The sequence below is a fragment of the Streptomyces sp. NBC_00076 genome (genome assembly GCF_045041235.1).
In the GTDB taxonomy this organism is placed as follows: Bacteria; Actinomycetota; Actinomycetes; order Streptomycetales; family Streptomycetaceae; genus Streptomyces.
In genome coordinates, this window is sequence record NZ_CP108242.1 from 3,997,664 (window position 1) to 4,018,852 (window position 21,189).

The window sequence follows — 21,189 nt, forward strand, 5'->3', positions numbered from 1 at the left end:
CGCGAGGTCGACGCGAAGAAGGCGCAGCACCATGAAAACCCGCACCAGAGTGGGACGCCGCTCCCTTGTCACAGCCGCCGCCATCGCAGCCATGCTGACCCCCGGCCTGGGCGTCAGTCCTGACGCCGCTCCCGTCGCAGGGCAGGCGTCGGCGGGCACGAACACCTCCGACGACAGACCCCCGTCGCTCTCCCCCTCCGCCGCCCAGGCCAAGGCGAAGAAGTCCGGCGAGCCCGTCGAGATCCAGACCCTGCGCGACGAGCGCGGCACCACCGTCGCCAACCCCGACGGCACCTTCACGACCAGCGAGTACGTGCAGCCCGTCCGCACCCGCAAGAACGGCGAGTGGACGGACATCGACACCACGCTGGTCATGCAGGAGAACGGCACGATCGCTCCGAAGGCCACGCTGACAGCCATGTCCTTCTCGGGCGGCGGCGACTCGACCTTCGCGGCGATCGAGAAGGACGGGCACGCCCTTTCCCTCGACTGGCCCGGCGAACTGCCGAAGCCGAAGCTGGACGGCTCCACCGCCACCTACGCGAGCGTCCTGCCCGGCGTCGACCTCAAGGTCACGGCCGACGCGGAGGGCTTCTCTCACGTCCTGGTGATCAAGAACAAGAAGGCTGCGGCCAACCCTGAGCTGGCCGAACTCGAACTTCCCGTCGACACCACCTCGTTGGACGTCAAGGAGGACGCCGGCGGCGGGCTGACCGCCACCGACACCGGCTCCGGCGGCACGGTCTTCGAGGCGCCCCAGCCACTGATGTGGGACTCCAGCAACGGCTCCGGCGACACGGCCTCGGCCGAACCGTCCGCCGCCGCGAGCGACCCTTCCGCCGACCCGGCTGACAACGCGGCCCCGCCGCAGGGTGCCCAGGTCGCCGACGTCGCCGTGGACGTCGCCCCGGACGCTCTGACCCTGACTCCGGAGCAGGGCATGCTCACCGACGTGGACACGGTCTACCCGGTCTACATCGACCCGGTGGTCAAGACGGCCAACCGCACCGGCTGGACCATGGTGTCGTCGTTCAACTCAACATACGAGTTCTGGAAGTTCGGCGACGACGAGGGCGTGGGCCGCTGCCCCTCCGACGTGTCGTACCGCTGCGCCAACTCCACCGACGTCAAGCGACAGTTCTTCGCGATGCCGACCGGAAGCTACGAAGGCAAGGACATCATCAGCGCGGAGTTCGCAGTGACGCTGGTGCACGCCTACAGTGACTCCCCGCGCGAGGTGCAGCTGGCCCGGGTGAACAGCGGCGGCGCGAGCGCGATCAGTTCGTCGACGAACTGGTCGAACCAGCCGTCGTCCAAGGAGACAATCTCCAGCAAGTCGCCTACGGACACGGCGGGTTCGTGTACGTCGACGAATCAGAATGTGCGCTTCGGCGTGACGGGCACGGTCCAGAAGGCGGCCGACAACGGCTGGGACACGACGACGTTCCGCCTCAAGGCGGGCAGTGAGTCCGACACGTCGTACTGGAAACGCTTCTGCGGCAACGCGCACCTTTCCGTCACCTACAACCGGCCACCGCTGGAGCCGGACCAGGACGACCTCCAGATGAAGCCGGGAGGTTCCTGCGAGTACGGCAGCGCCACCGAGCACTACGTGACCGAGGCGCCGCGCGTGACTGCGGTCATCAAGGACTACGACCACCATGACACCGGTTCCAACACCGAGACTCTCCAGGCCCAGTTCAAGGTCTCGTGGACGAACAGCTCCGGCGCCGAAGTCGTCCACTACGCCACCGCCGCCAAGAAAACCACGGTCGGTGTGACCAAGGGCAGCCAGACAGGCCAACAGACCTTCTACTACACCATCGGCTCCGATGTCTCGGGCGACGGCGAAGCGGGCTTCTCCATCCCGTCGAACACCACCATCGCCTGGGCGGTCCGCGGCTACGACCAGACCTCCTACGGCCCTTGGTCCACCGACGGCGACCAGACCCGCTGCGAGTTCATCTACGACGCGAGCAAGCCCAAGTCAGCCGTGGTCACCTCGGCGGAGTACCCGGACGACGAGGCATGGCACGCGGGCATCGGTGACTACGGCTCCTTCACCATGGACTCGCCGTCCACCGATGTGACCGGTTACTCGTACTACTTCACCGGTCCGCAGGCTGACAACACAAAGAAGACGGTGGCCGCAAAGCCCACCGGCGGCCCGGCGACGATCCGCTGGATGCCACCGAGTGAGGGCTCGTACACCCTCCACGTCACCGCGGTCGACGGAGCCGGCAATCCGCAGAAGACGCCGACGACCCATGTTTTCCTGGTCGGTGACGGCCGCGCACCGGTCGCCGCCTGGACCCTCGGCGACAAGCGGGGTTCGGCCAAGGCGGCGGGCTCGAGCGGCGCACCCGACGCCACCGCGGGTTCCGGCGTCACGTTCGAGCAAGAGGGCCCTCTCGGCTCCACCGATACCGCGGCCACCTTCGATGGCACCGACAACGCCTACCTCGACGCCGGCGCGCCCGCCGTCGACACCGGTACCACCTTCTCAGTGAGCGCCTGGGTGAATCTGACGTCGAAGCCCACCGAGAACATGACCGTGGTGAGCCAGGACGGCACCGCACAGCCCGGCTTCGAACTCGGCTACGACGTGGACAGCGCCTCCTGGACCTTCCGTATACCGGTCAGCGACATGGAGTCCCTCAGCACCTGGAACGTGTCCGGAGCGACGGCCGTCGTCGACAGCTGGACCCACCTCATCGGGGTGTACGACGACGAGCTGGGCAAGATGATGCTGTACGTCAACGGAGTCCTCGTCGCCGACGACGTCCAGGCCCGGCACACCGTCTGGAGCGCTTCCGGAGCCGTGCAGGTCGGGCGCAGGCTGTCCGCCGACGGTTACACGGCCGCCCTCAAAGGCAGCGTGGCTGACGTCAAGCTCTACGACCGCGTCATCCCGCCCGCCGAGGGCCAGGAGATCGGCGGTATCCAGCCGCACCAGCTCTCCTACTGGCAGCTGGACGAGGCGAACGCCGGCCTCTCCCCGGAGACGGGCGGGGGCACCGGCCTGACCCTGGGCGGCGGCGCCTCCATCTACCAGCCGGACGAGTCCTGCGACACCGAGGCCGACCCGGACTGTGTGCCGCCGGCCGAACCCCTGTGGGGCGACGGGCACCTGGCCCTCAACGGCACGGGCGCCTACGCCACCCGTGCCGTGGCCGGACCGCTCACCGCGCAGGACAGCTTCACTCTGACCGCCCGCGCCCGGCTGGCCTCGGCGAGCCCGACCGCGGACGCGACGGTGCTGTCGCTGTCCGGTGCCAACGGCAGCGCGATCAAGGTCAAGTACTCGGCGTCCAAGGCTCGTTGGCAGCTGGTGGTGACCGACGCCGATACCGGGACCCCGGTGACCACCACGCTCCTCGACACGGTCGACGCGCCGAGTTCCCTGGGCGACGGTGATCACCTTGCGTTGGTCTACAACGCGGTCTTCGGTGACGTGCTGCTGTACGTCAACGGAGTCGCGGCGGTCGACGCCTCCTGGGACAACGCCTGGGACTTCAGTACCACGAGTCTTCAGGTCGGCCGGGAGCTGACGGGTTCCAAAGCGAGCGGGTACTTCTCGGGCTCCACGGACGAGGTCCGCATGTACCGGGGCCCATTGGACGCCTCGCTCGTGGCACGGGTGGCGGTTCTGCCATCCGGCTCCAGCATCGACGAGGCCTAGACGCAACGCCCCGATCCAGATGGGCGGGCGGCACGGAAGCCGCCCGCCCACGCGTCGCTCTGCTCGCTTCGTTCTCTCCCCTTGTTTCGTTCCTCTCTCCCGCGTTCCTCTCTCCCGCGTTCCTCTCTCCCGCGTTCCTCTCTCCCGCGTTCCTCTTTTCGATGGAGATGTCATGTCCTCGCCCCCTTGGTACCGGTCGCCACGACCGGCTTGGCGGACCCGCCACAGACGGGCCGCGCTGCTGCTCGGCCTGGCCCTGTCGGTCGGCCTCCTCCCGCAGTACGCCCCCGAGGCCACCGCCGCCGACGGCCTGACTCAGCCGAAGGCACAGACGAACCTCGACGACCCCGTCCGCGGTAAGAACGCCAGGGCCAAGGCGTTCAAGAAGGCCGACGAGGCGGAGAAGGCGGCCGTCAAGCAGGCCGACGAGACAGCCTGGCCGAAGGCAGGCAGCGCCGAGATCACACTGTCCGGCAAGGCGGCCAAGGCCAAGGGACTGCCCCTGACGGCGAAGGCGGTCGGCGGGAAGAAGGCCGCCGAGTCCGTCCGCGTCGAGGTCCTCGGCCGCAAGGCGGCCACCGCGGCCGGCGTCGACGGAGTCCTCTTCACCGTCGCCCGCACCGACGGCGAGGCCACCAAGGGTGCAGCTCAAGTCGCCCTGGACTACACGGACTTCGCGGATGCCTACGGCGGCGGCTACGGCTCCCGCCTCCGGCTCGCCCAGTACCCGGCGTGCGTACTCACAGCGCCGGAGAAGAAGGCGTGCTCGACTCCGACGTACCTGAAGAGCACCAACAACGCGGCGGCGCAGACACTGACGGCGACCGTCGGCGCGGCCGGTGACACCTCGGGCACGCAGACCCAGCTGCTGCGGACGGCGGAGACGACCACGGCCTCCTCCGCCACCGTCCTCGCGGCCACCGCGAGCAGCGGCGGTGACGGCGGCGACTACGCGGCGACCAGCCTCTCGGCGTCCTCCGAGTGGGGCGTGGACACCAGCTCCGGCGCGTTCACCTGGTCCTACCCGATGACCGTCCCGCCGGTCCCCGGCGGCCTCCAGCCCACGGTCGGCCTGAGCTACAACTCCCAGTCGGTCGACGGCCAGACGGCAACGACCAACAACCAGGGCTCGTGGATCGGCCAGGGCTTCAGCTACGAACCCGGCTACATCGAACGTCGCTACAAGCCGTGCGCCGACGACGGACACGACGACACGTACGGTGACGAGTGCTGGGCATACGACAACGCCACACTCGCCCTCGGGGGCGGCACCTCCGGCCAGCTCGTCAAGGACGACACGACCGGTGAGTGGCGGCTCAGCTCCGACGAAAACTCCAAGATCGAGCATCTGACAGGTGCCACCAACGGCGACGACAACGGGGAGTACTGGAAGATCACCGTCGCCGACGGCACCCAGTACTTCTTCGGCCTGGGCCGCCTGCCCGGCTACGCCAGCGGTAACGAGGAGACGGGTTCCGCCTGGACCGTGCCCGTCTACGGCGACGACTCCGGCGAGCCCTGCTACAACGCCACCTTCGCGAACGCGTCCTGCGCGCAGGCCTGGCGCTGGAACCTCGACCACGTCATCGACCCGCACGGCAATGTCATGTCGTACTACTACGGCAAGGAGATCAACTACTACACGCAGGGCCTGAAGACCGATCAGAACGGCAAGTCCTACGTCCGCGGCGGCTACCTCAAGCGCATCGACTACGGACAGCGCGCGGGCAAGGCCTACTCCACCAAGCCTGCCGCCCAGGTCGTCTTCACCACCGCCGAGCGCTGCATCGGCGCCCCCACCGACTGCGAGCCCTCCGACCTCACGGACTCCACGGCCGCCAGTTGGCCCGACGTCCCCTGGGACCGGAACTGCAAGGCCGACACCAAATGTGTGGGCCAGAACTCGCCGACGTTCTGGACCCGCAAGAAGCTCACGAAGATCACCACGCAGATCCGCACCGGTGACGCGACCTACTCGCCCGTCGACGAGTGGAGCCTGTCCCACGTCTTCACCGACAACGGCGATGCCTCGAAGTCCCTGTGGCTCAACGCTGTCGACCACACCGGCAAGGCGGGTACAGCCGCCTCCGTCCCGTCCGTCGAGCTGTACGGCACTCAGCTGCCCAACCGCGTGGACGAGACCGGTGACAACCTCAACCCGTTCTACCGCTTCCGCCTCTCCGGCGTGGTGAACGAGGCCGGTGGTGCACTCAGCGTCAATTACGCGGCCGCGCAGTGCACGACCGGCAACCTGCCCGCCGAGGACTCCTCCACCAAGCGCTGCTTCCCGGTGAAGTGGAACCCGCCCGGCGCTGAGGATCCGATCCTCGACTGGTTCCACAAGTACGTCGTCGGATCGGTCGTCGAGACCGACCTCACCGGCGGCAACGACGATCAGGTCACCTCGTACACGTACGTGGGCGACGCCGGCTGGCGCAAGACCCCGGCCGACGGCATCACCACCTCCGAGTACCGCACCTGGGGCGACTGGCGCGGCTACGGGAGGGTCCAGGTCGCGACCTCGGCCGGCACCAACTCCGCGTCCAACACCAAGACCGAGCACGTCTTCTTCCGCGGCCTCGACGGAGACGTCCGCAAGGACGGCACCACCCGCTCCGCGACGGTCACCGACTCCCTCGGCGTCTCCTACGACGACTCCGACTGGAAGGGCGGCCGAGAACTGGAGACGATCACCTACAACGGCTCCGCCATCACCCAGAAATCGGTGACGGTGCCTTGGACCGCGGTGACGGCCACCCAGACGAAGGACTGGGGCACGCGCAAGGCACGTTATGTCGCGCCGGGTTCGGTGGACACGTACGTCGCGCTGGCCACGGGCGGCTGGCGGCACACCAAGTCGACGACGTCGTACGACGACAAGACCGGTCGTGCGGTCAAGGTCGACGACGCCGGTGAGGTGGGCGTAGCAGACAACCAGTGCATCCGCACCGAGTACGCGGACAGCGCGAGCCTGCACATGTACTCGTATGTGTCGCGGGTGGAGAGAGTGAAGGTGGACTGCGCCTCCACTCCGGACCGCAAGTCCGACGTCATCTCCGACGACCTGACCTACTACGACGGCTCGACCACTCTGGGCGCGGCCCCGACCAAGGCCGACGCGACCACGACCAAGCGCCTCTCGTCCCACAACGGCACGACGGCGACGTACCAGACGACCTCCGTCACGACGTACGACGGCTACGGCCGCCCGCTGGTCGTGAAGGACGCACAGACGGCGTCGTCCTCGACGACGTACACGTCCTCGACCACGTACACCGACAACACGTACGGCCTGGCGATGAAGTCGACGACGACCAACCGCCTCGGCTGGACGACATCGACGGAGTACGCCCCCCAGCGGGGACTGCCGAGCGCGAAGGTCGACCAGAACGGCATGAGGACCGACTTCGCGTACGACGGCCTGGGCCGTCTGGTGTCGGTGTGGCTGCCGGACCACCCCAAGGCCTCCGACTTCGTGCCCTCCCTCAAGTACACGTACCTGATCCGCGGCGACGACGGCCCCACCGCCGTCCACACCCAGAAGATCCAGAACGACGGCACGTCGTACGGCAGCGAGTGGTCGCTGTACGACGGCTTCCTGCGGCCCCGCCAGAAACAGACCGAGGGCGCGGACGGCGGCCGTATGGTCGCGGACACCTTCTACGACGGCTCCGGCCGCGTGGTGAAGGTCAATGACACCTACTACGCCGCCGGTGTCCCGTCCTCCACGCTCTTCGAGCCGGTCGACGCCGACCTCGACGCGCAGACGGTCACGGAGTACGACGGCGCGAGCCGCACCAAGGCGACGATCTTCAAGGTCCAGGGCACGGAGAAGTACCGCACGACGTTCGCGTACGGCGGCGACCGCGTCACGACGACCCCGCCGACGGGTGGCACGAAGACCACCGTCGTCACGGACGCGCGTGACCGCACGACGACCCAGGTCCAGTACCCGGCCGACGGTGACGCGGTCACCACGTCGTACGGCTACACGGACTCGGGTCTGCTGTCGAAGGTGACCGACGACGCGGGCAACGTGTGGTCGTACACCTACGACCAGTTGGGCCGCAAGAAGACGGCGGAGGACCCGGACACGGGTGACAGCTCGTTCACGTACGACGAGCTCGACCGCCTGACCTCCACCACGGTCAACGGCAACAAGACCTCGACCGTGTACGACGACCTGGGCCGCGTGGCCTCCACCTGGCAGGGCGAGGCCACGACGGGCACCCGGCTGTCGGTGACCCGGTACGACACCTTCGCCAAGGGCGAGTTGTACGGCGTCTATACGTACAAGGACGGTGCGGTCTACTCGTCGGTGACCTACCCGGTCCTCGACGCGGACAACGACTACAAGCCGACCTCGACGAAGTACTACCTCTCCAAGACGGCCGAGCCGCAACTGGGTGGCACGTACGAGTTCAACACCCAGTACAACCGCGACGGCACCGTGCAGGGCCAGGGCCTGCCGGCGGCGGGAGACCTGACGGGTGAGGCGCTGTCGTACACCTACGACGAGCTGCAGCGCCCCGCAGCGCTCAACACATCACTGAGTGGAGGCAGTTACGTCTCGGACGTCTCCTACTCCCCGACCTCCGACCTGGAGCAGCTGGAGCTCTCCACGGGTGTCTCGTCGGCACCCAAGACCTGGATCACCAACACCTTCGAGCAGGGCACGGACCGCCTGACCAACTCGCGGGTGGACGTGGAGGGCGCGTCGAGCGTCGCGTACGACTCGGACTACACGTACAACGCCGTCGGCGACATCCTCTCGATCGCCGACACCCCGACCGGTGGCACAAGTGACGTCCAGTGCTTCACGTACGACGGTCTGCGCCGGCTGACGGACACCTGGACGTCGTCGGTGACGTCCGGCGGGGCGTCGGGCACGGGAGCCTCGGAGAGCGCGTGCTCCTCCGGTGCGTCGTCCTCGACGGTCGGAGGAGTGTCCCCGTTCTGGACGGAATACGGCTACGACTCGATCGGCAACCGCGCGAGCGAGGTACGGCACGGTGTGAACGGCGGTGCGACCGCGACCCGTTCGTACAAGTACGGAGAGGCGGGCTCCGGCCCGTCCGGGACGAAGTCCGGCCCGCACACGGTGTCGTCGGTGGTCGAGACGACGGCTGCGACGAGCACCACCCCGCAGGTCACTTCCCAGGACACCTACACCTACGACGTGTCCGGCAACACCAAGACACGTGTCCTCGGCGGCGACACCCAGTCGCTGGACTGGGACAAGCAGGGCGAGCTGACGACGGTCACGAATGCCGACGGAACGGCGACGTCGTACAAGTACGACGCATCCGGTGAGCGGATCCTCCGGGAGACCCCCGACGAGAAGACGTTCTACCTGCCGGGCATGGAACTCCACCTGGCGAAGTCCACGTCAGCGGTGACGGCGACCCGCTACTACTCCTTCGGCGGCACGACGGTCGCGATGCGGGAGGCGGACGGTGTCCACTTCCTGGCGTCGGACCATCAGGGCACGGCGGAACTGGCGGTCGACGCGAAGACGGGCGAGACGACACGACGCCGCACCGACCCCTTCGGCAACGCGCGCGACGAGTCCACGTCGTCGTCCCCGGGCTGGGTGAACGACAAGGGCTTCGTGGGCGGAACGATCCAGGAGTCGTCGGGCCTGACAACACTGGGGGCGCGCGAGTACGACTCGGACACAGGCCGCTTCATCTCGGCGGACCCGATCATCGACTACACCGACCCGCAACAGATGAACGGCTACGCCTACAGCAACAACAATCCGGTCACCTTCTCCGATCCGAGCGGGCTCAAGTTCTGCTCCGACGACCGTTGCGGCCCCGGCGCCGACTACACCGTCAACGGGGTCTATTACTCCGTCCCTGGCCACAACGACGGCTGCGGCGGGTGCTCGGGATCCAAAGACCCCTCCTCCAACGCCCCCGCCCACAGCTATCGGATGAGCTCCACGCCCCCTGCGGCGCGCCAGGCCATCGCGGCGAAGGCGGGAGAGGACGCGGCCAAACAGCGCGCGATCGCCGTCGCCAAGGAACTGGGCAAGATCCTCGCGGACGAGTTGGGCATCACGGACGCGCTGGACTGCTTCACCACCGGCAGCCTCGGCTCCTGCGGGGCAACCGCCCTGAACGTCGTCACATCGCTCATCAGCGGCGGTCCAGTCGGCCGGCTGGTGGCGAAGTACTGGTACCGGGTGAAGAAGGGCTATGCCCTGATCAAACGGATCGGAGGCTTGGCCGAAGACCTTTGGGACAGCTTCCGGGGGTGGCGGAGGAGCAAGAAGGCCGTCGAGGAGCTCGGGCAGTGCAACAGCTTCACGCCCGAAGCCCGAGTACTGATGGCCGACGGCTCGACGAAGAAGATCGAGGACGTCGACATCGGGGACAAGGTCCTCGCCACCGACCCGGAGACCGGCGAGACCAAGGCTGAGACGGTCACTGCCGAGATCAAGGGCACAGGGCTCAAGCACCTCGTCAAGGTCACCGTTGACATCGACGGCAAGAAGGGGGCCAGGACGGCATCGGTCACCGCGACCGATGGACATCCGTTCTGGGTACCGGAACTAAGGGTATGGGTTCCGGCCACCGATCTTGAGCCGGGCGAATGGCTGAGCACCAGTGCGGGAACGCGGGTCCAGGTCACTGCGGTCAAGCGTTGGTCGGCGTCGACGGCCACGGTTCACAATCTGACCGTCAGTGACGTGCACACGTACTATGTGCTGGCGGGGGCTACGCCGGTACTCGTTCACAATTGCAATACACCTCGGGGCTTTCCCGACCGGGAGCTTCCGAGGGACCCCCGGACTGGTGAGCCAGCTCCTGACCCGGCGGCCGCCGGGTATCCGCACACGCAACTTGGGGTGAAGGGAAGCAGGCGCAATCCCCCGTACGCTCAGGCCCGAGAGTTCGATGCAGGCGGCAAGCCCGTCAGAGATGTCGACTTCACTGATCACGGACGGCCGCAGAACCATGACAATCCGCATCAGCACCCCTGGAACGAAAACGCGACCGGTGGCACCCGCAGCCGCGGTGGCGCGGAACCGCTGGATTGGGGGTGAACGATGAGGGATATCGTGGAATTTCGGATGCACGACGCTGAAGGGGAAATAGTCGGTCTCGACAGCCTGCTTGCGCTGGTCCCTGACAACAACTGGATATGGTCCGTGCTCGACTTCGACGGGATTGGGCAGGGGGCAGCCGGCCTGGGATACGCAGAATTCCGTCAGAAGGTAGGTTCCTCGCCCCAGGGGTATGTCATGTCTTGGGGTCAGGTTCGGGAATTCGCGGCTGGGGTCAGGCAGTGCTTCGATCTGCTGCTCGTAGCGGCAAGGGACCGTCGCCTGCTTGATCCAGAGCGGTTCGCTGTAGGCGACTTCACAGGATGCCTCATGGTTCTAGCTGCGAGCGACAGCACCTGGTGGACGGTGGAGATCGACGCTGACACTGACGGAGCATCTGGTCTCGCTGCGGAACTCCGAGCGCACTATCGAGTCGATACGTGACAGAAACCAGCAAACATAGGTAGCCATTGAGGCAAACTTGAAGCCCCGCCAGACCCTGGCGGGGCTTCTACTTGGGGTGACGACAGTCGGTACCTACACCGATCCGATTCTTACCACCGGAAGAAGCATTCCTGGGTTCTTGCCGCAGGGTGGATATCAACGCGCGGAGTTGGTGTGGGCCGACGGTGAGGGTGGTTTCCGGTTCGTCGCTTTCGCGCAGGAGGATCGTTCCCGTGGGCGTGCTGGCGAGGTAGACGCAGGCGGAGCCTTCCTCGCTGTAGGTCGACTTCTGCCACGTCGGTTCGGTCACGGTTCGTCCCTCGTCTGTCAGGTGTCTTGGGCGATGCGGTGGATGAGCTCGCGGGAGGGAGCGGGCTTCAAGGCGACCGCTTCCATGCGGTCCAGGACGAGCCGGTACTTCTCCAGTTGTCCTGCCGCGTCGATGAGTTCGCCGCCGTGGGCGGTGTCGACCTCGACGGTGTCCAGGTCAGGTACCGGGCCGTGGAAGTAGTCGACGGCATGGCCTGTGGTGGGGAACGAGGTGCCGTCGAAGGGGATCACGAGGAGTCTGATGCCCGCCTGCTCGCTGACTTCGGCGAGGTGCTTGAGCTGAGCCCTGGCCACTTCGCGGCCGCCGAACTGCATACGCAGGGCGGCCTCATGGACGATTGCCGTGTACGGCGGCGGCTGCTCGCGGTGAAGGATGACCTGGCGCTTGATGCGGTGGGAGATGCGGTACTCGATCTCGTGCGGGCGCAAGGCCGGCACTGCCTCGCGGAACAGGGCGCGGGCGTGTTCCGGTGTCTGGAGCAGGCCGGGAATGTTGATGACCTGGGTTACGCGCAGGGCGGTCGCGTGGTGTTCCATCTCGGCGAGGTCGAGGAGGCGGGGTGGAAGGGTGTCCCGGTATTCCTCCCACCAGCCGCGGGTGCGGTCCGCGGCCATGTCGGCGAGGGCTTCGACCAGGGGCTGGTCCGTGCAGCCGTAGATATGGGCGAGCGTGCGTACGCGTTCCGCGCTGATACCGAAGCGGTTGGCCTCGATGTTGCTGATCTGGGCCTGTGTGGTGCCCAGAGACCGGGAGGCCTCGGCGGCGGTCATGCCGGCGCGTTCCCGCATCCGGCGCAGTTCGACGCCGATGCGGAGGCGGCGTGCTGTGGGGGCGCTGCGTGGTGCCATGTCCTCGCTCCGTTCGTACGCCTGGCGTGGCGGTCACCCACACGAGGTAAAAGCCTGAAGGTTTTGCCGCTCCGTGCAAAACCTTCAGCACCCGCAGTCTACGGTGAGATCCGAGCCGCCCAACCGGCCCAAGTCCCGCCATCGCAGGAGGCATTCATGGCCACCGTATCCCCGTCGGAATGCGAGACGTTCCCAACGTGGGCGTACGCCCTCCAACTACCCCACGACGCACGCGCGGCCCGCATCGCCCGTGTCACCATGCGAGCTGTCCTCGCCGGACACGGCATGTCCCAACTCCAGGAGACGGCCGAGCTGTTGGCCTCGGAGCTGGTCACCAACGCCTACCGTTACTCGGACGGCCCGGCCGCTCTGCGCCTGCGCGGGCTCGGTGGCGACCGGCTGCGGGTGAGCGTCTCGGACACCAACCCGCACATCCCGCCGCCCTTCGACAACCGGTCCCAGCGCCTGTGCCCGGTTCCGGCGGAGGCCGCCGGCGGGCGTGGGCTGTTCCTCGTCTGCCACTACGCGGAGACCTGGGGTGGCTATCCGCTGGGAGATGATCTCTTCGGGCGGGGCGGGAAGCTGCTGTGGTGTGAGGTGGGGCCGAAGGCTGCGGGGCGGATGGCTGCGGCGTGAGGGGGGTCGAGTCGCAGGCGGTCGATGCGGGGCGACGCTATCGTGGAGCGAGCGACACGCTCTGTAATCAATGGAGGATCGCGGTGCCCACCATGACCGAGCGACCTGCCCCCATAGACACTCCTCCGGCCGGAGCCTTCGAAGACATGCTCCGGATCGTCGAGGAACTGGACACACCTGACGGCTACAAGGCCGAGCTCATCCGGGGGAAGATCGTCGTGTCGCCGTGGTCGAAGCTGCGCTACCTTCGTCCCATGCGCAGGCTGCGCGCACAGGTCGAGGCCCACGCCCCTGACGGGCACGTCACAGAGACCTCGCCGTTCCTCTTCGTGTTTCCTCCCTCCGAGCGTGGTTTCGGCCCCGATCTCTTCGTCGCCGATGAATCAGCGTTCGACGCCGAAGGCCGCCACGCCGACGGTGCCGCCCTCTCCCTCGTCGCCGAGCTGACCTCGGACTCCACCAAGGACGCGGACTGGCTCGACAAGCTGGACACGTACGGGCGGATCGTGCCGGTGTACCTCGTGCTCGACATGCAGGTGCAGGAGGTGTCCGTCTTCTGGGACCCGTCTCCCAAGGGATACCGGTCGCGGACCAACGTCCCGTTCGGGCAGCCTGTGCGGGTCCCCACTCCCTTCGACTTCGAGTTGGACACCTCGGGGTTCATGCGCCCCGCATCTGAAACCGAGCCCGAAGCCGGTTCCGGTCACGTCCCCGGCTGAGGTCCACCCTCTCCCTCATCAGCCCCTTCGCTGGCATCGAAAGTCCAGGCCGGCGGGGCGAAGTGGCGGGCGCTGTGCGGGAGTTCATCGGTGACATTCAACAGGAGCCGCCCCGCGAACCACGCCGGTTGTGACACGCACCATGCCCCGCGCGGGCATCGCACCACACAGGACGGGAACTGGGGCCGGGCGCCCTCTGGACAAAATAGAAGGTTAGGCTAACCTAATTCTGATTCCGCCACCCATCGTTGGCGTGCACCCAGTTGCCCCCGTACGCACGAAAGCAGACCCCTCCATGCCGAACGCCAGAACCGCCAACTTCTCCCGTCGCGGCCTGATCGCCACCGGCGGCGCGCTCGGCCTCGGCGCCTTCCTGGCCGCCTGCGGCGAGAGCGACTCGGAGAGCGGCGGCTCGGACTCGACGACGCCCGCCAAGGCCTCCGGCCCCTGGTCGTTCAAGGACGACCGCGGTACGACGGTGAAGCTGGACGAGGTCCCGGCGAAGATAGTCGCCTTCACCGGTGTCGCCGCCGCCCTCTTCGACTACGGCATCGAGGTCAAGGGCGTGTTCGGCCCGACCACGACGAAGGACGGCAAGGCCGACGTCCAGGCCGGCGACATGGACGTCAGCAAGCTGACGGTCTTCGGGAACGCGTGGGACCAGTTCAACATCGAGAAGTACGCGGTCTTCGCACCCCAGGTCCTGATCACCACCACCTTCGACGACGCCGGCACCCTCTGGTACGTACCCGAGAAGTCGAAGGACAAGATCGCCAAGCTGGCCCCGAGCGTCGCCGTCTCCGTCTACGACCGTCAGTTGACCAAGCCGCTCACGCGCATGTGGGAGCTGGCCGAGTCGCTCGGCGCGGACATGAAGGCCGCCAAGGTCACTGACGCCAAGAAGCGTTTCGAGGCCGCTTCGGAGCGGCTGCGCAAGGCCGCCAAGGCCCGGCCCGAGATCAAGGTGCTGGCGGGTTCCGCCGCCGACGCCTCGTTCTACGTCTCCGGCACCAACCTCTCCATCGACCTGGAGTACTTCAAGGCCCTCGGCGTGAACTTCGTCGAGCCCCCGGAGTCCGCCAAGAAGGCGACCGGCGGCTGGTACGAGACGCTGAGCTGGGAGAACGTCGACAAGTACCCCGCCGACATCATCATGATGGACGACCGCACCGCGACCATCCAGCCGGCCGACATCACCGAGGCCACCTGGAAGAAGCTCCCCGCGGTCAAGGCCGGCCAGGTCATCGCGCGTTCCCCCGAGCCGATCCTGTCGTACGACAAGTGCGTGCCGATGGTCGAGAACCTCGCGAAGGCCATCGAGGACGCGAAGAAGGTCAGCTGACCCGCGCATCTGCCCGAGCACGACTTCCTGACCCTCAGGAGCTCTCCATGACGACGGCCGTAGCCGCCCCGTTCCGTTTCTTCTCCCTCCAGGTCGTACGGACGAGGCGGCTCGGTCCGTCCCTGGTCCGGGTGACCTTCGGCGGGGAGGATCTGCACGCCTTCTTCTCCGACGGGCGGGACCAGTCCCTGTCGCTGTTCCTCCCGCACCCCGGTCAGCCCGAGCCCGTCGTCCCGATCGAACTCGGTGACGGCTGGTGGCAGGCGTGGCGTGAACTCCCGGACGACGTACGGGCCGTGATGCGCTCGTACACGCTGCGGGCGCTGCGACGCGATCCCGACGAGATCGACATCGACTTCGTGCTGCACACTCCGGCCGGCCCGGCCTCCGCGTGGGCCGCGCGGGCCGCCGCCGGGGACCGGATCCTGCTGCTCGGTCCGGCGGTCGCGGACAACCGGGCGATCCGTTTCCGGCCGCCCGTGGACACCGATCTGGTGGTCGTCTGGGGCGACGAGAGCGCCGTCCCGGCCGCCTGTGCCATCGTCGAGTCGCTGCCGGCCGGTACCCGCGCCCGGGTCTGGCTGGAGGTGCCGCACGCCGCCGATGTGCAGGACCTGGTGACCGAGGCGGACGCCGAGATCACCTGGCTGGTGCGCGACGAGGCACGCGCCGAGGGGTCCCCCATGGCCCTCGGCGCCCTTCGTGAGGGCCAACTCCCGCCCGCCGAGCGCCCGTACGTCTGGATCGCGGGCGAGTCCGGGTGCGTGAAGGAGCTGCGTCGGCACTTCGTGCGGGAGCGGGGGATCGACCGGCGCAGTGTGACGTTCGTCGGCTACTGGCGCCCGGGCCTGTCGGAGGAGCAGCTGCGCGAGCGGGAGTGATCCGTCCAGGGACGCATGCACGACGCCGGGCCGGGTCCTAAGTGACGGCGGTCACGGCAGGGGCGGGGTTTCCCCAATGCAACTTTGGTTAGGCTAACCTAAGTTGAAGCCGAGGCCCCGCCCTGCTCCCCCGCCCCCACGGACCGTCCCCACCGGAGGACCCGCAATGCGCTCGCACCTGCTCAACGACACGACCGCGGAGCACTACCGTCGCTCCGCGACCGAAGGAATCGAGCGGGTGGCGGCCAAACTCGCCACCACCTCCCGTCCGTTCACCGGCGTCACGGTCGACGCCCTCTCCTCCCGCATCGACGAGATCGACCTCGACCGTCCGCTGCACGACACCACCGCGGTGCTCGACGAACTGGAGGACGTCTACCTCCGGGACGCGGTCTACTTCCACCACCCCCGCTACCTCGCCCACCTCAACTGCCCGGTCGTCATCCCGGCCGTGCTCGGCGAGGCGATCCTCTCCGCCGTCAACTCCTCCCTGGACACCTGGGACCAGTCGGCCGGCGGCACGCTCATCGAGCGCAAGCTCATCGACTGGACGACCGCACGCATCGGGCTCGGAGAGAACGCCGACGGCGTGTTCACCTCCGGCGGCACCCAGTCCAACCTCCAGGCGCTGCTGCTCGCCCGTGAGGAGGCCAAGCCTGGCCGGGAAGGGCGGGAAGCCGCGGACTCCTTCTCCAAACTGCGCGTGTTCGCCTCCGAGGTCAGCCACTTCAGCGTGAAGAAGTCCGCGAAACTGCTCGGCCTGAGCCAGGACGCCGTCGTGTCGATCCCCGTCGGCGACGACAAGCGCATGCAGACCGTCGCGCTCGCCCAGGAGCTGGAGCGCTGCGTGCGGGACGGCCTCGTCCCCATGGCCGTCGTCGCCACCGCCGGCACCACCGACTTCGGCTCCATCGACCCGCTCCCTGAGATCGCCGAACTGTGCGAGCAGTACGGCGTGTGGATGCACGTCGACGCCGCCTACGGCTGCGGACTGCTCGCCTCCGTGAAGCACCGGGACCGTATCGACGGCATCGAGCGCGCCGACTCGGTCACCGTCGACTACCACAAGTCCTTCTTCCAGCCGGTGAGTTCGTCGGCCGTCCTGGTCCGGGACGCGAGCACCCTGCGGCACGCCACCTATCACGCGGAGTACCTCAACCCGCGCCGCATGGTGCACGAACGCATCCCCAACCAGGTCGACAAGTCCCTCCAGACCACCCGTCGCTTCGACGCTCTCAAGCTGTGGATGACCCTGCGGGTGATGGGCGCCGACGGCATCGGGCAGCTCTTCGACGAGGTCTGCGACCTGGCGGTGGAGGGCTGGAAACTGCTGGCCGCCGACCCGCGCTTCGACGTCGTGGTCGAGCCGACCCTCTCCACCCTGGTCTTCCGCTACATCCCGGCCGCCGTCACCGACCCGTCCGAGATCGACCGCGCCAACCTGTACGCCCGCAAGGCCCTGTTCGCCTCCGGCGACGCGGTGGTCGCGGGCACCAAGGTGGGCGCCCGCCACTTCCTGAAGTTCACCCTGCTCAACCCCGAGACGACGGTCGACGACATGGCCGCCGTACTCGACCTGATCGCCGGCCACGCCGAGCAGTACCTGGGAGAGTCCCTTGACCGCGCGTCCTGAAAACCCGACCGGAACCCATGACTTCGTGGGGATCGGGCTCGGTCCGTTCAATCTCGGCCTGGCCTGCCTCACCGAGCCCATCGACGAACTCGACGGCGTCTTCCTGGAGTCGAAGCCCGACTTCGAATGGCACTCCGGCATGTTCCTGGACGGCGCCCACCTCCAGACCCCGTTCATGTCGGACCTGGTCACCCTCGCCGATCCGACCTCGCCGTACTCCTTCCTCAACTACCTGAAGGAGAAGGGGCGGCTGTACTCGTTCTACATCCGCGAGAACTTCTACCCGCTGCGCGTCGAGTACGACGACTACTGCCGCTGGGCCGCGAACAAACTGAGCAGCGTCCGCTTCGGCACGACGGTCTCCGACGTGACGTACGACGAGGGCGCCGAGCTGTACGTCGTGCGGACCACGGCCGGCGACGTGTACCGCGCCCGCCACCTGGTCCTCGGCACCGGCACCCCGCCCTACGTGCCGGAGGCCTGCCAGGGCCTGGGCGGCGACTTCGTCCACAACTCCCGCTATCGGGAGCACCGGGCGGAGCTCCAGCGCAAGGAGTCGATCACGCTGGTGGGCTCCGGACAGTCCGCCGCCGAGATCTACTACGACCTCCTCAGCGAGATCGACGTGCACGGCTACCGGCTGAACTGGGTCACCCGTTCCCCGCGCTTCTTCCCGCTGGAGTACACGAAACTCACGCTGGAGATGACCTCCCCGGAGTACGTCGACTACTTCCACGCACTGCCGGAACAGACCCGCTACCGCCTCACCAGCGAGCAGAAGGGCCTGTTCAAGGGCATCGACGGTGACCTCATCAACGAGATCTTCGACCTGCTGTACCAGAAGAACCTCGGCGGTCCGGTGCCCACCCGGCTGCTCACCAACTCGTCGCTGAACAGCGCCCGGTACGAGAACGGCACGTACACGCTGGGACTGCGCCACGAGGAGCAGGAGAAGGACTACGAGCTCGACACCCAGGGCCTGGTCCTGGCCACCGGCTACAAATACGCCGAGCCCGAGTTCCTCAAGCCCGTCCGCGACCGGCTGCGCTACGACTCCCACGGCAACTACGACATCGCCCGCAACTACGCGATCGACGTCACCGGCCGGGGCGTGTTCCTGCAGAACGCCGGCGTCCACACACACAGCATCACCAGCCCCGACCTGGGCATGGGCGCGTACCGCAACAGCTACATCATCCGTGAGCTGACCGGCGGCGAGCACTACCCGGTCGAGAAGTCCATCGCGTTCCAGGAGTTCGCCGTATGACCTTCGCCTTCCGCCCCGTCGACCCCCTGAAGGACGCCGAGCTCCTGCATTCCTGGCTCACCCACCCCAAGGCGGCCTACTGGATGATGCAGGACGCGAAACTGGTGGACATCGAGCGGGCCTACATGGAGATCACGGCCGATGAGCACCAGCACGCGCTGCTCGGGCTCCAGGACGGCGAACCGGCCTTCCTGATGGAGTACTACGACCCCCGGCACCGTGAACTGGTCGGCCTGTACGAGCCGTTGCCCGGTGACGTCGGGATGCACTTCCTGGCGCCTGCCACCGACCGGCCCGTGCACGGATTCACCAAGTCGGTCATCACCGCCGTCATGGCCCGCCTCTTCGAGGACCCGGCGACCGAGCGTGTCGTCGTCGAGCCGGACATGACCAACAAGGCCGTCCACGCCCTGAACGAAGCCGTCGGATTCGTGCCCGCGCGCGAGATCCAGAAGCCGGAGAAGAAGGCGTTGCTGAGCTTCTGCACCCGAGAGCAATTCTTCAAGAAGAAGCCCAGCCTTCTCGCGACGGGGGTGTCCGCATGACCCTCGCCGACTCCGTGGCCCACCTCTCCCCCGAGCGCTGGGAGAAGGCCAACCGCCTGCTCATCCGCAAGGCCCTCGCCGAGTTCGCCCACGAACGGATCGTCACGCCGAAGGCCACCGCCGACGGCGACTTCGAGATCCGCAGCGACGACGGCCTGACGTGCTACCGCTTCAGCGCGGCCCGCCACGCCCTCGACCACTGGCAGGTGGACGCCGGCTCCATCACCCGCACCCGGGACGGCGCCGAACTCCCCCTCGCCGCACTGGACTTCTTCATCGAGCTGAAGCAGACGCTGGGCCTGAGCGACGAGATCCTCCCGGTCTACCTGGAGGAGATCTCCTCCACCCTCTCCGGCACCTGCTTCAAGCTCACCAAGCCGCAGATCCCGGTCGCCGAGCTGGTGAACAGCGGCTTCCAGGAGATCGAGACGGGAATGACCGAGGGCCACCCCTGCTTCGTCGCCAACAACGGGCGGCTGGGCTTCGGGATCCACGAGTACCTGTCGTACGCCCCCGAGACCGCGAGCCCGGTCCGCCTGGTGTGGCTGGCCGCGCACCGCTCGCGGGCGGCGTTCACGGCGGGGATCGGGATCAAGTACGAGTCCTTCGTACGGGACGAGCTGGGGGACGAGACCGTCGAGCGGTTCGACGGCGTCCTGCGGGACCGCGGCCTCGACCCGGCCGACTACCTCCTCATACCCGTCCACCCCTGGCAGTGGTGGAACAAGCTCGCGGTCACCTTCGCCGCCGAGGTCGCCCGTGGCCATCTCGTCTGCCTGGGCGAGGGCGACGACGAGTACCTGGCCCAGCAGTCCATCCGGACCTTCTTCAACAGCTCCCACCCCGAGAAGCACTATGTGAAGACGGCCCTGTCCGTCCTCAACATGGGCTTCATGCGCGGGCTCTCGGCCGCCTACATGGAGGCGACCCCGGCGATCAACGACTGGCTGGCCCAGCTCATCGACAACGACCCGGTGCTGAAGGACACGGGCCTGTCCATCATCCGGGAGCGGGCGGCCGTCGGCTACCGGCACCTGGAGTACGAGGCGGCCACCGACCGCTACTCGCCGTACCGCAAGATGCTCGCCGCGCTGTGGCGGGAGAGCCCGGTCGGCTCGCTCCAGGACGGCGAGTCCCTCGCCACCATGGCCTCCCTCGTCCATGTGGACCACGAGGGCGCGTCCTTCGCGGGTGCCCTGATCGAGCGGTCCGGACTGGCACCGACCCAGTGGTTGCGCCGCTATCTGCGGGCCTACTACACCCCGCTGCTGCACAGCTTCTACGCCTACGACCTGGTCTACATGCCGCACGGCGAGAACGTCATCCTGGTCCTGAAGGACGGCGTGGTCCAGCGCGCGATCTACAAGGACATCGCCGAGGAGATCGCGGTGATGGACCCGGACGCGGTACTGCCGCCGACGGTCGAGCGGCTGCGCGTCGAGGTCCCGGAGGACAAGAAGCTCCTGTCGATCTTCACGGACGTCTTCGACTGCTTCTTCCGCTTCCTCGCGGCGAACCTCGCCACCGAGGGGATCCTGGAGGAGGAGGACTTCTGGCGGACGGTCGCCGAGGTGACCCGCGACTACCAGCGTTCGGTGCCCGAACTCGCCGACAAGTTCGAGCGGTACGACATGTTCGCCCCCGAGTTCGCCCTGTCCTGCCTCAACCGGCTCCAGCTGCGCAACAACAAGCAGATGGTGGACCTGGCGGATCCCTCGGGCGCGCTCCAGCTGGTCGGCAACCTGGAGAACCCCCTCGCCGGGCTGTGACGGGCACCCACGCCGGAGTGCGGTGGAACAATCTGCCT

General features: G+C 67.5%; 13 protein-coding genes. 11 read left to right on the top strand and 2 right to left on the bottom strand.

Translation table 11 applies throughout. The features are described 5' to 3' along the window. The first annotated feature begins 31 nt into the window (after positions 1-31). From OHA64_RS18090 to OHA64_RS18100, 3 genes are all read left to right on the top strand, one after another. On the top strand, positions 32-3,682 hold the full coding sequence (locus OHA64_RS18090) for a LamG-like jellyroll fold domain-containing protein (protein WP_405614191.1): 3,651 nt from the start codon (positions 32-34) through the stop codon (positions 3,680-3,682). A 172-nt stretch (positions 3,683-3,854) separates the two neighbouring features. Next, positions 3,855-10,736, top strand: a complete 6,882-nt coding sequence (locus tag OHA64_RS18095) for an RHS repeat-associated core domain-containing protein (protein WP_405614193.1) — start codon at positions 3,855-3,857, stop codon at positions 10,734-10,736. Between the two features lie 3 nt (positions 10,737-10,739). Continuing rightward, entirely contained in the window at positions 10,740-11,180 is a 441-nt protein-coding gene (locus OHA64_RS18100; protein ID WP_405614195.1) for a hypothetical protein, read from the top strand. Between the two features lie 67 nt (positions 11,181-11,247). Here the strand turns inward: OHA64_RS18100 and OHA64_RS18105 are convergent, their stop codons facing one another. Together OHA64_RS18105 and OHA64_RS18110 are read right to left on the bottom strand one after the other, a co-directional pair. After that, positions 11,248-11,490, bottom strand: a complete 243-nt coding sequence (locus tag OHA64_RS18105; protein ID WP_405614197.1) for a DUF397 domain-containing protein — start codon at positions 11,488-11,490, stop codon at positions 11,248-11,250. 17 nt (positions 11,491-11,507) lie between these two features. Then, positions 11,508-12,359 (bottom strand): Scr1 family TA system antitoxin-like transcriptional regulator, encoded by an 852-nt coding sequence (locus OHA64_RS18110; protein WP_405614199.1) that lies wholly within the window; start codon positions 12,357-12,359, stop codon positions 11,508-11,510. Between the two features lie 156 nt (positions 12,360-12,515). Here OHA64_RS18110 and OHA64_RS18115 point away from each other — a divergent pair, with 156 nt between their 5' ends. From OHA64_RS18115 to OHA64_RS18150, 8 genes are all read left to right on the top strand, one after another. Beyond that, complete coding sequence (locus OHA64_RS18115; RefSeq protein ID WP_405614201.1) at positions 12,516-12,995, top strand: ATP-binding protein; 480 nt, start codon at positions 12,516-12,518, stop codon at positions 12,993-12,995. A gap of 92 nt (positions 12,996-13,087) precedes the next feature. Beyond that, entirely contained in the window at positions 13,088-13,714 is a 627-nt protein-coding gene (locus OHA64_RS18120; RefSeq protein WP_405614203.1) for a Uma2 family endonuclease, read from the top strand. A 295-nt stretch (positions 13,715-14,009) separates the two neighbouring features. Continuing rightward, positions 14,010-15,056 (top strand): ABC transporter substrate-binding protein, encoded by a 1,047-nt coding sequence (locus tag OHA64_RS18125; protein ID WP_405614205.1) that lies wholly within the window; start codon positions 14,010-14,012, stop codon positions 15,054-15,056. Between the two features lie 47 nt (positions 15,057-15,103). Next, positions 15,104-15,937, top strand: coding sequence for a siderophore-interacting protein (locus tag OHA64_RS18130; protein WP_405614207.1), 834 nt, complete (start codon positions 15,104-15,106; stop codon positions 15,935-15,937). Positions 15,938-16,103: 166 nt separating this feature from the next. Then, entirely contained in the window at positions 16,104-17,570 is a 1,467-nt protein-coding gene (desA, locus tag OHA64_RS18135) for a lysine decarboxylase DesA (RefSeq protein ID WP_405614209.1), read from the top strand. After that, entirely contained in the window at positions 17,554-18,837 is a 1,284-nt protein-coding gene (locus OHA64_RS18140) for a lysine N(6)-hydroxylase/L-ornithine N(5)-oxygenase family protein (RefSeq protein WP_405614211.1), read from the top strand. Before desA ends, OHA64_RS18140 begins: the two co-directional genes overlap by 17 nt. Continuing rightward, positions 18,834-19,382 carry a GNAT family N-acetyltransferase gene (locus OHA64_RS18145; protein WP_405614213.1) on the top strand — a complete coding sequence of 183 codons (549 nt, stop codon included), beginning with the start codon at positions 18,834-18,836 and terminating at the stop codon, positions 19,380-19,382. The genes OHA64_RS18140 and OHA64_RS18145 overlap by 4 nt, the downstream gene beginning before the upstream one ends. Beyond that, positions 19,379-21,151 (top strand): IucA/IucC family protein, encoded by a 1,773-nt coding sequence (locus OHA64_RS18150; RefSeq protein ID WP_405614215.1) that lies wholly within the window; start codon positions 19,379-19,381, stop codon positions 21,149-21,151. The genes OHA64_RS18145 and OHA64_RS18150 overlap by 4 nt, the downstream gene beginning before the upstream one ends. The last annotated feature ends 38 nt before the right edge of the window (positions 21,152-21,189 follow it).

Excerpts from the sequence above, each read along its gene's own strand:
- OHA64_RS18090 (WP_405614191.1), top strand. The coding sequence starts at position 32 with ATGAAAACCCGCACCAGAGTGGGACGCCGCTCCCTTGTCACAGCCGCC.
- OHA64_RS18095 (WP_405614193.1), top strand. The coding sequence starts at position 3,855 with ATGTCCTCGCCCCCTTGGTACCGGTCGCCACGACCGGCTTGGCGGACC.
- OHA64_RS18100 (WP_405614195.1), top strand. The coding sequence starts at position 10,740 with ATGAGGGATATCGTGGAATTTCGGATGCACGACGCTGAAGGGGAAATA.
- OHA64_RS18110 (WP_405614199.1), bottom strand. The coding sequence starts at position 12,359 with ATGGCACCACGCAGCGCCCCCACAGCACGCCGCCTCCGCATCGGCGTC.
- OHA64_RS18115 (WP_405614201.1), top strand. The coding sequence starts at position 12,516 with ATGGCCACCGTATCCCCGTCGGAATGCGAGACGTTCCCAACGTGGGCG.
- OHA64_RS18120 (WP_405614203.1), top strand. The coding sequence starts at position 13,088 with ATGACCGAGCGACCTGCCCCCATAGACACTCCTCCGGCCGGAGCCTTC.
- OHA64_RS18125 (WP_405614205.1), top strand. The coding sequence starts at position 14,010 with ATGCCGAACGCCAGAACCGCCAACTTCTCCCGTCGCGGCCTGATCGCC.
- OHA64_RS18130 (WP_405614207.1), top strand. The coding sequence starts at position 15,104 with ATGACGACGGCCGTAGCCGCCCCGTTCCGTTTCTTCTCCCTCCAGGTC.
- desA (WP_405614209.1), top strand. The coding sequence starts at position 16,104 with ATGCGCTCGCACCTGCTCAACGACACGACCGCGGAGCACTACCGTCGC.
- OHA64_RS18145 (WP_405614213.1), top strand. The coding sequence starts at position 18,834 with ATGACCTTCGCCTTCCGCCCCGTCGACCCCCTGAAGGACGCCGAGCTC.
- OHA64_RS18150 (WP_405614215.1), top strand. The coding sequence starts at position 19,379 with ATGACCCTCGCCGACTCCGTGGCCCACCTCTCCCCCGAGCGCTGGGAG.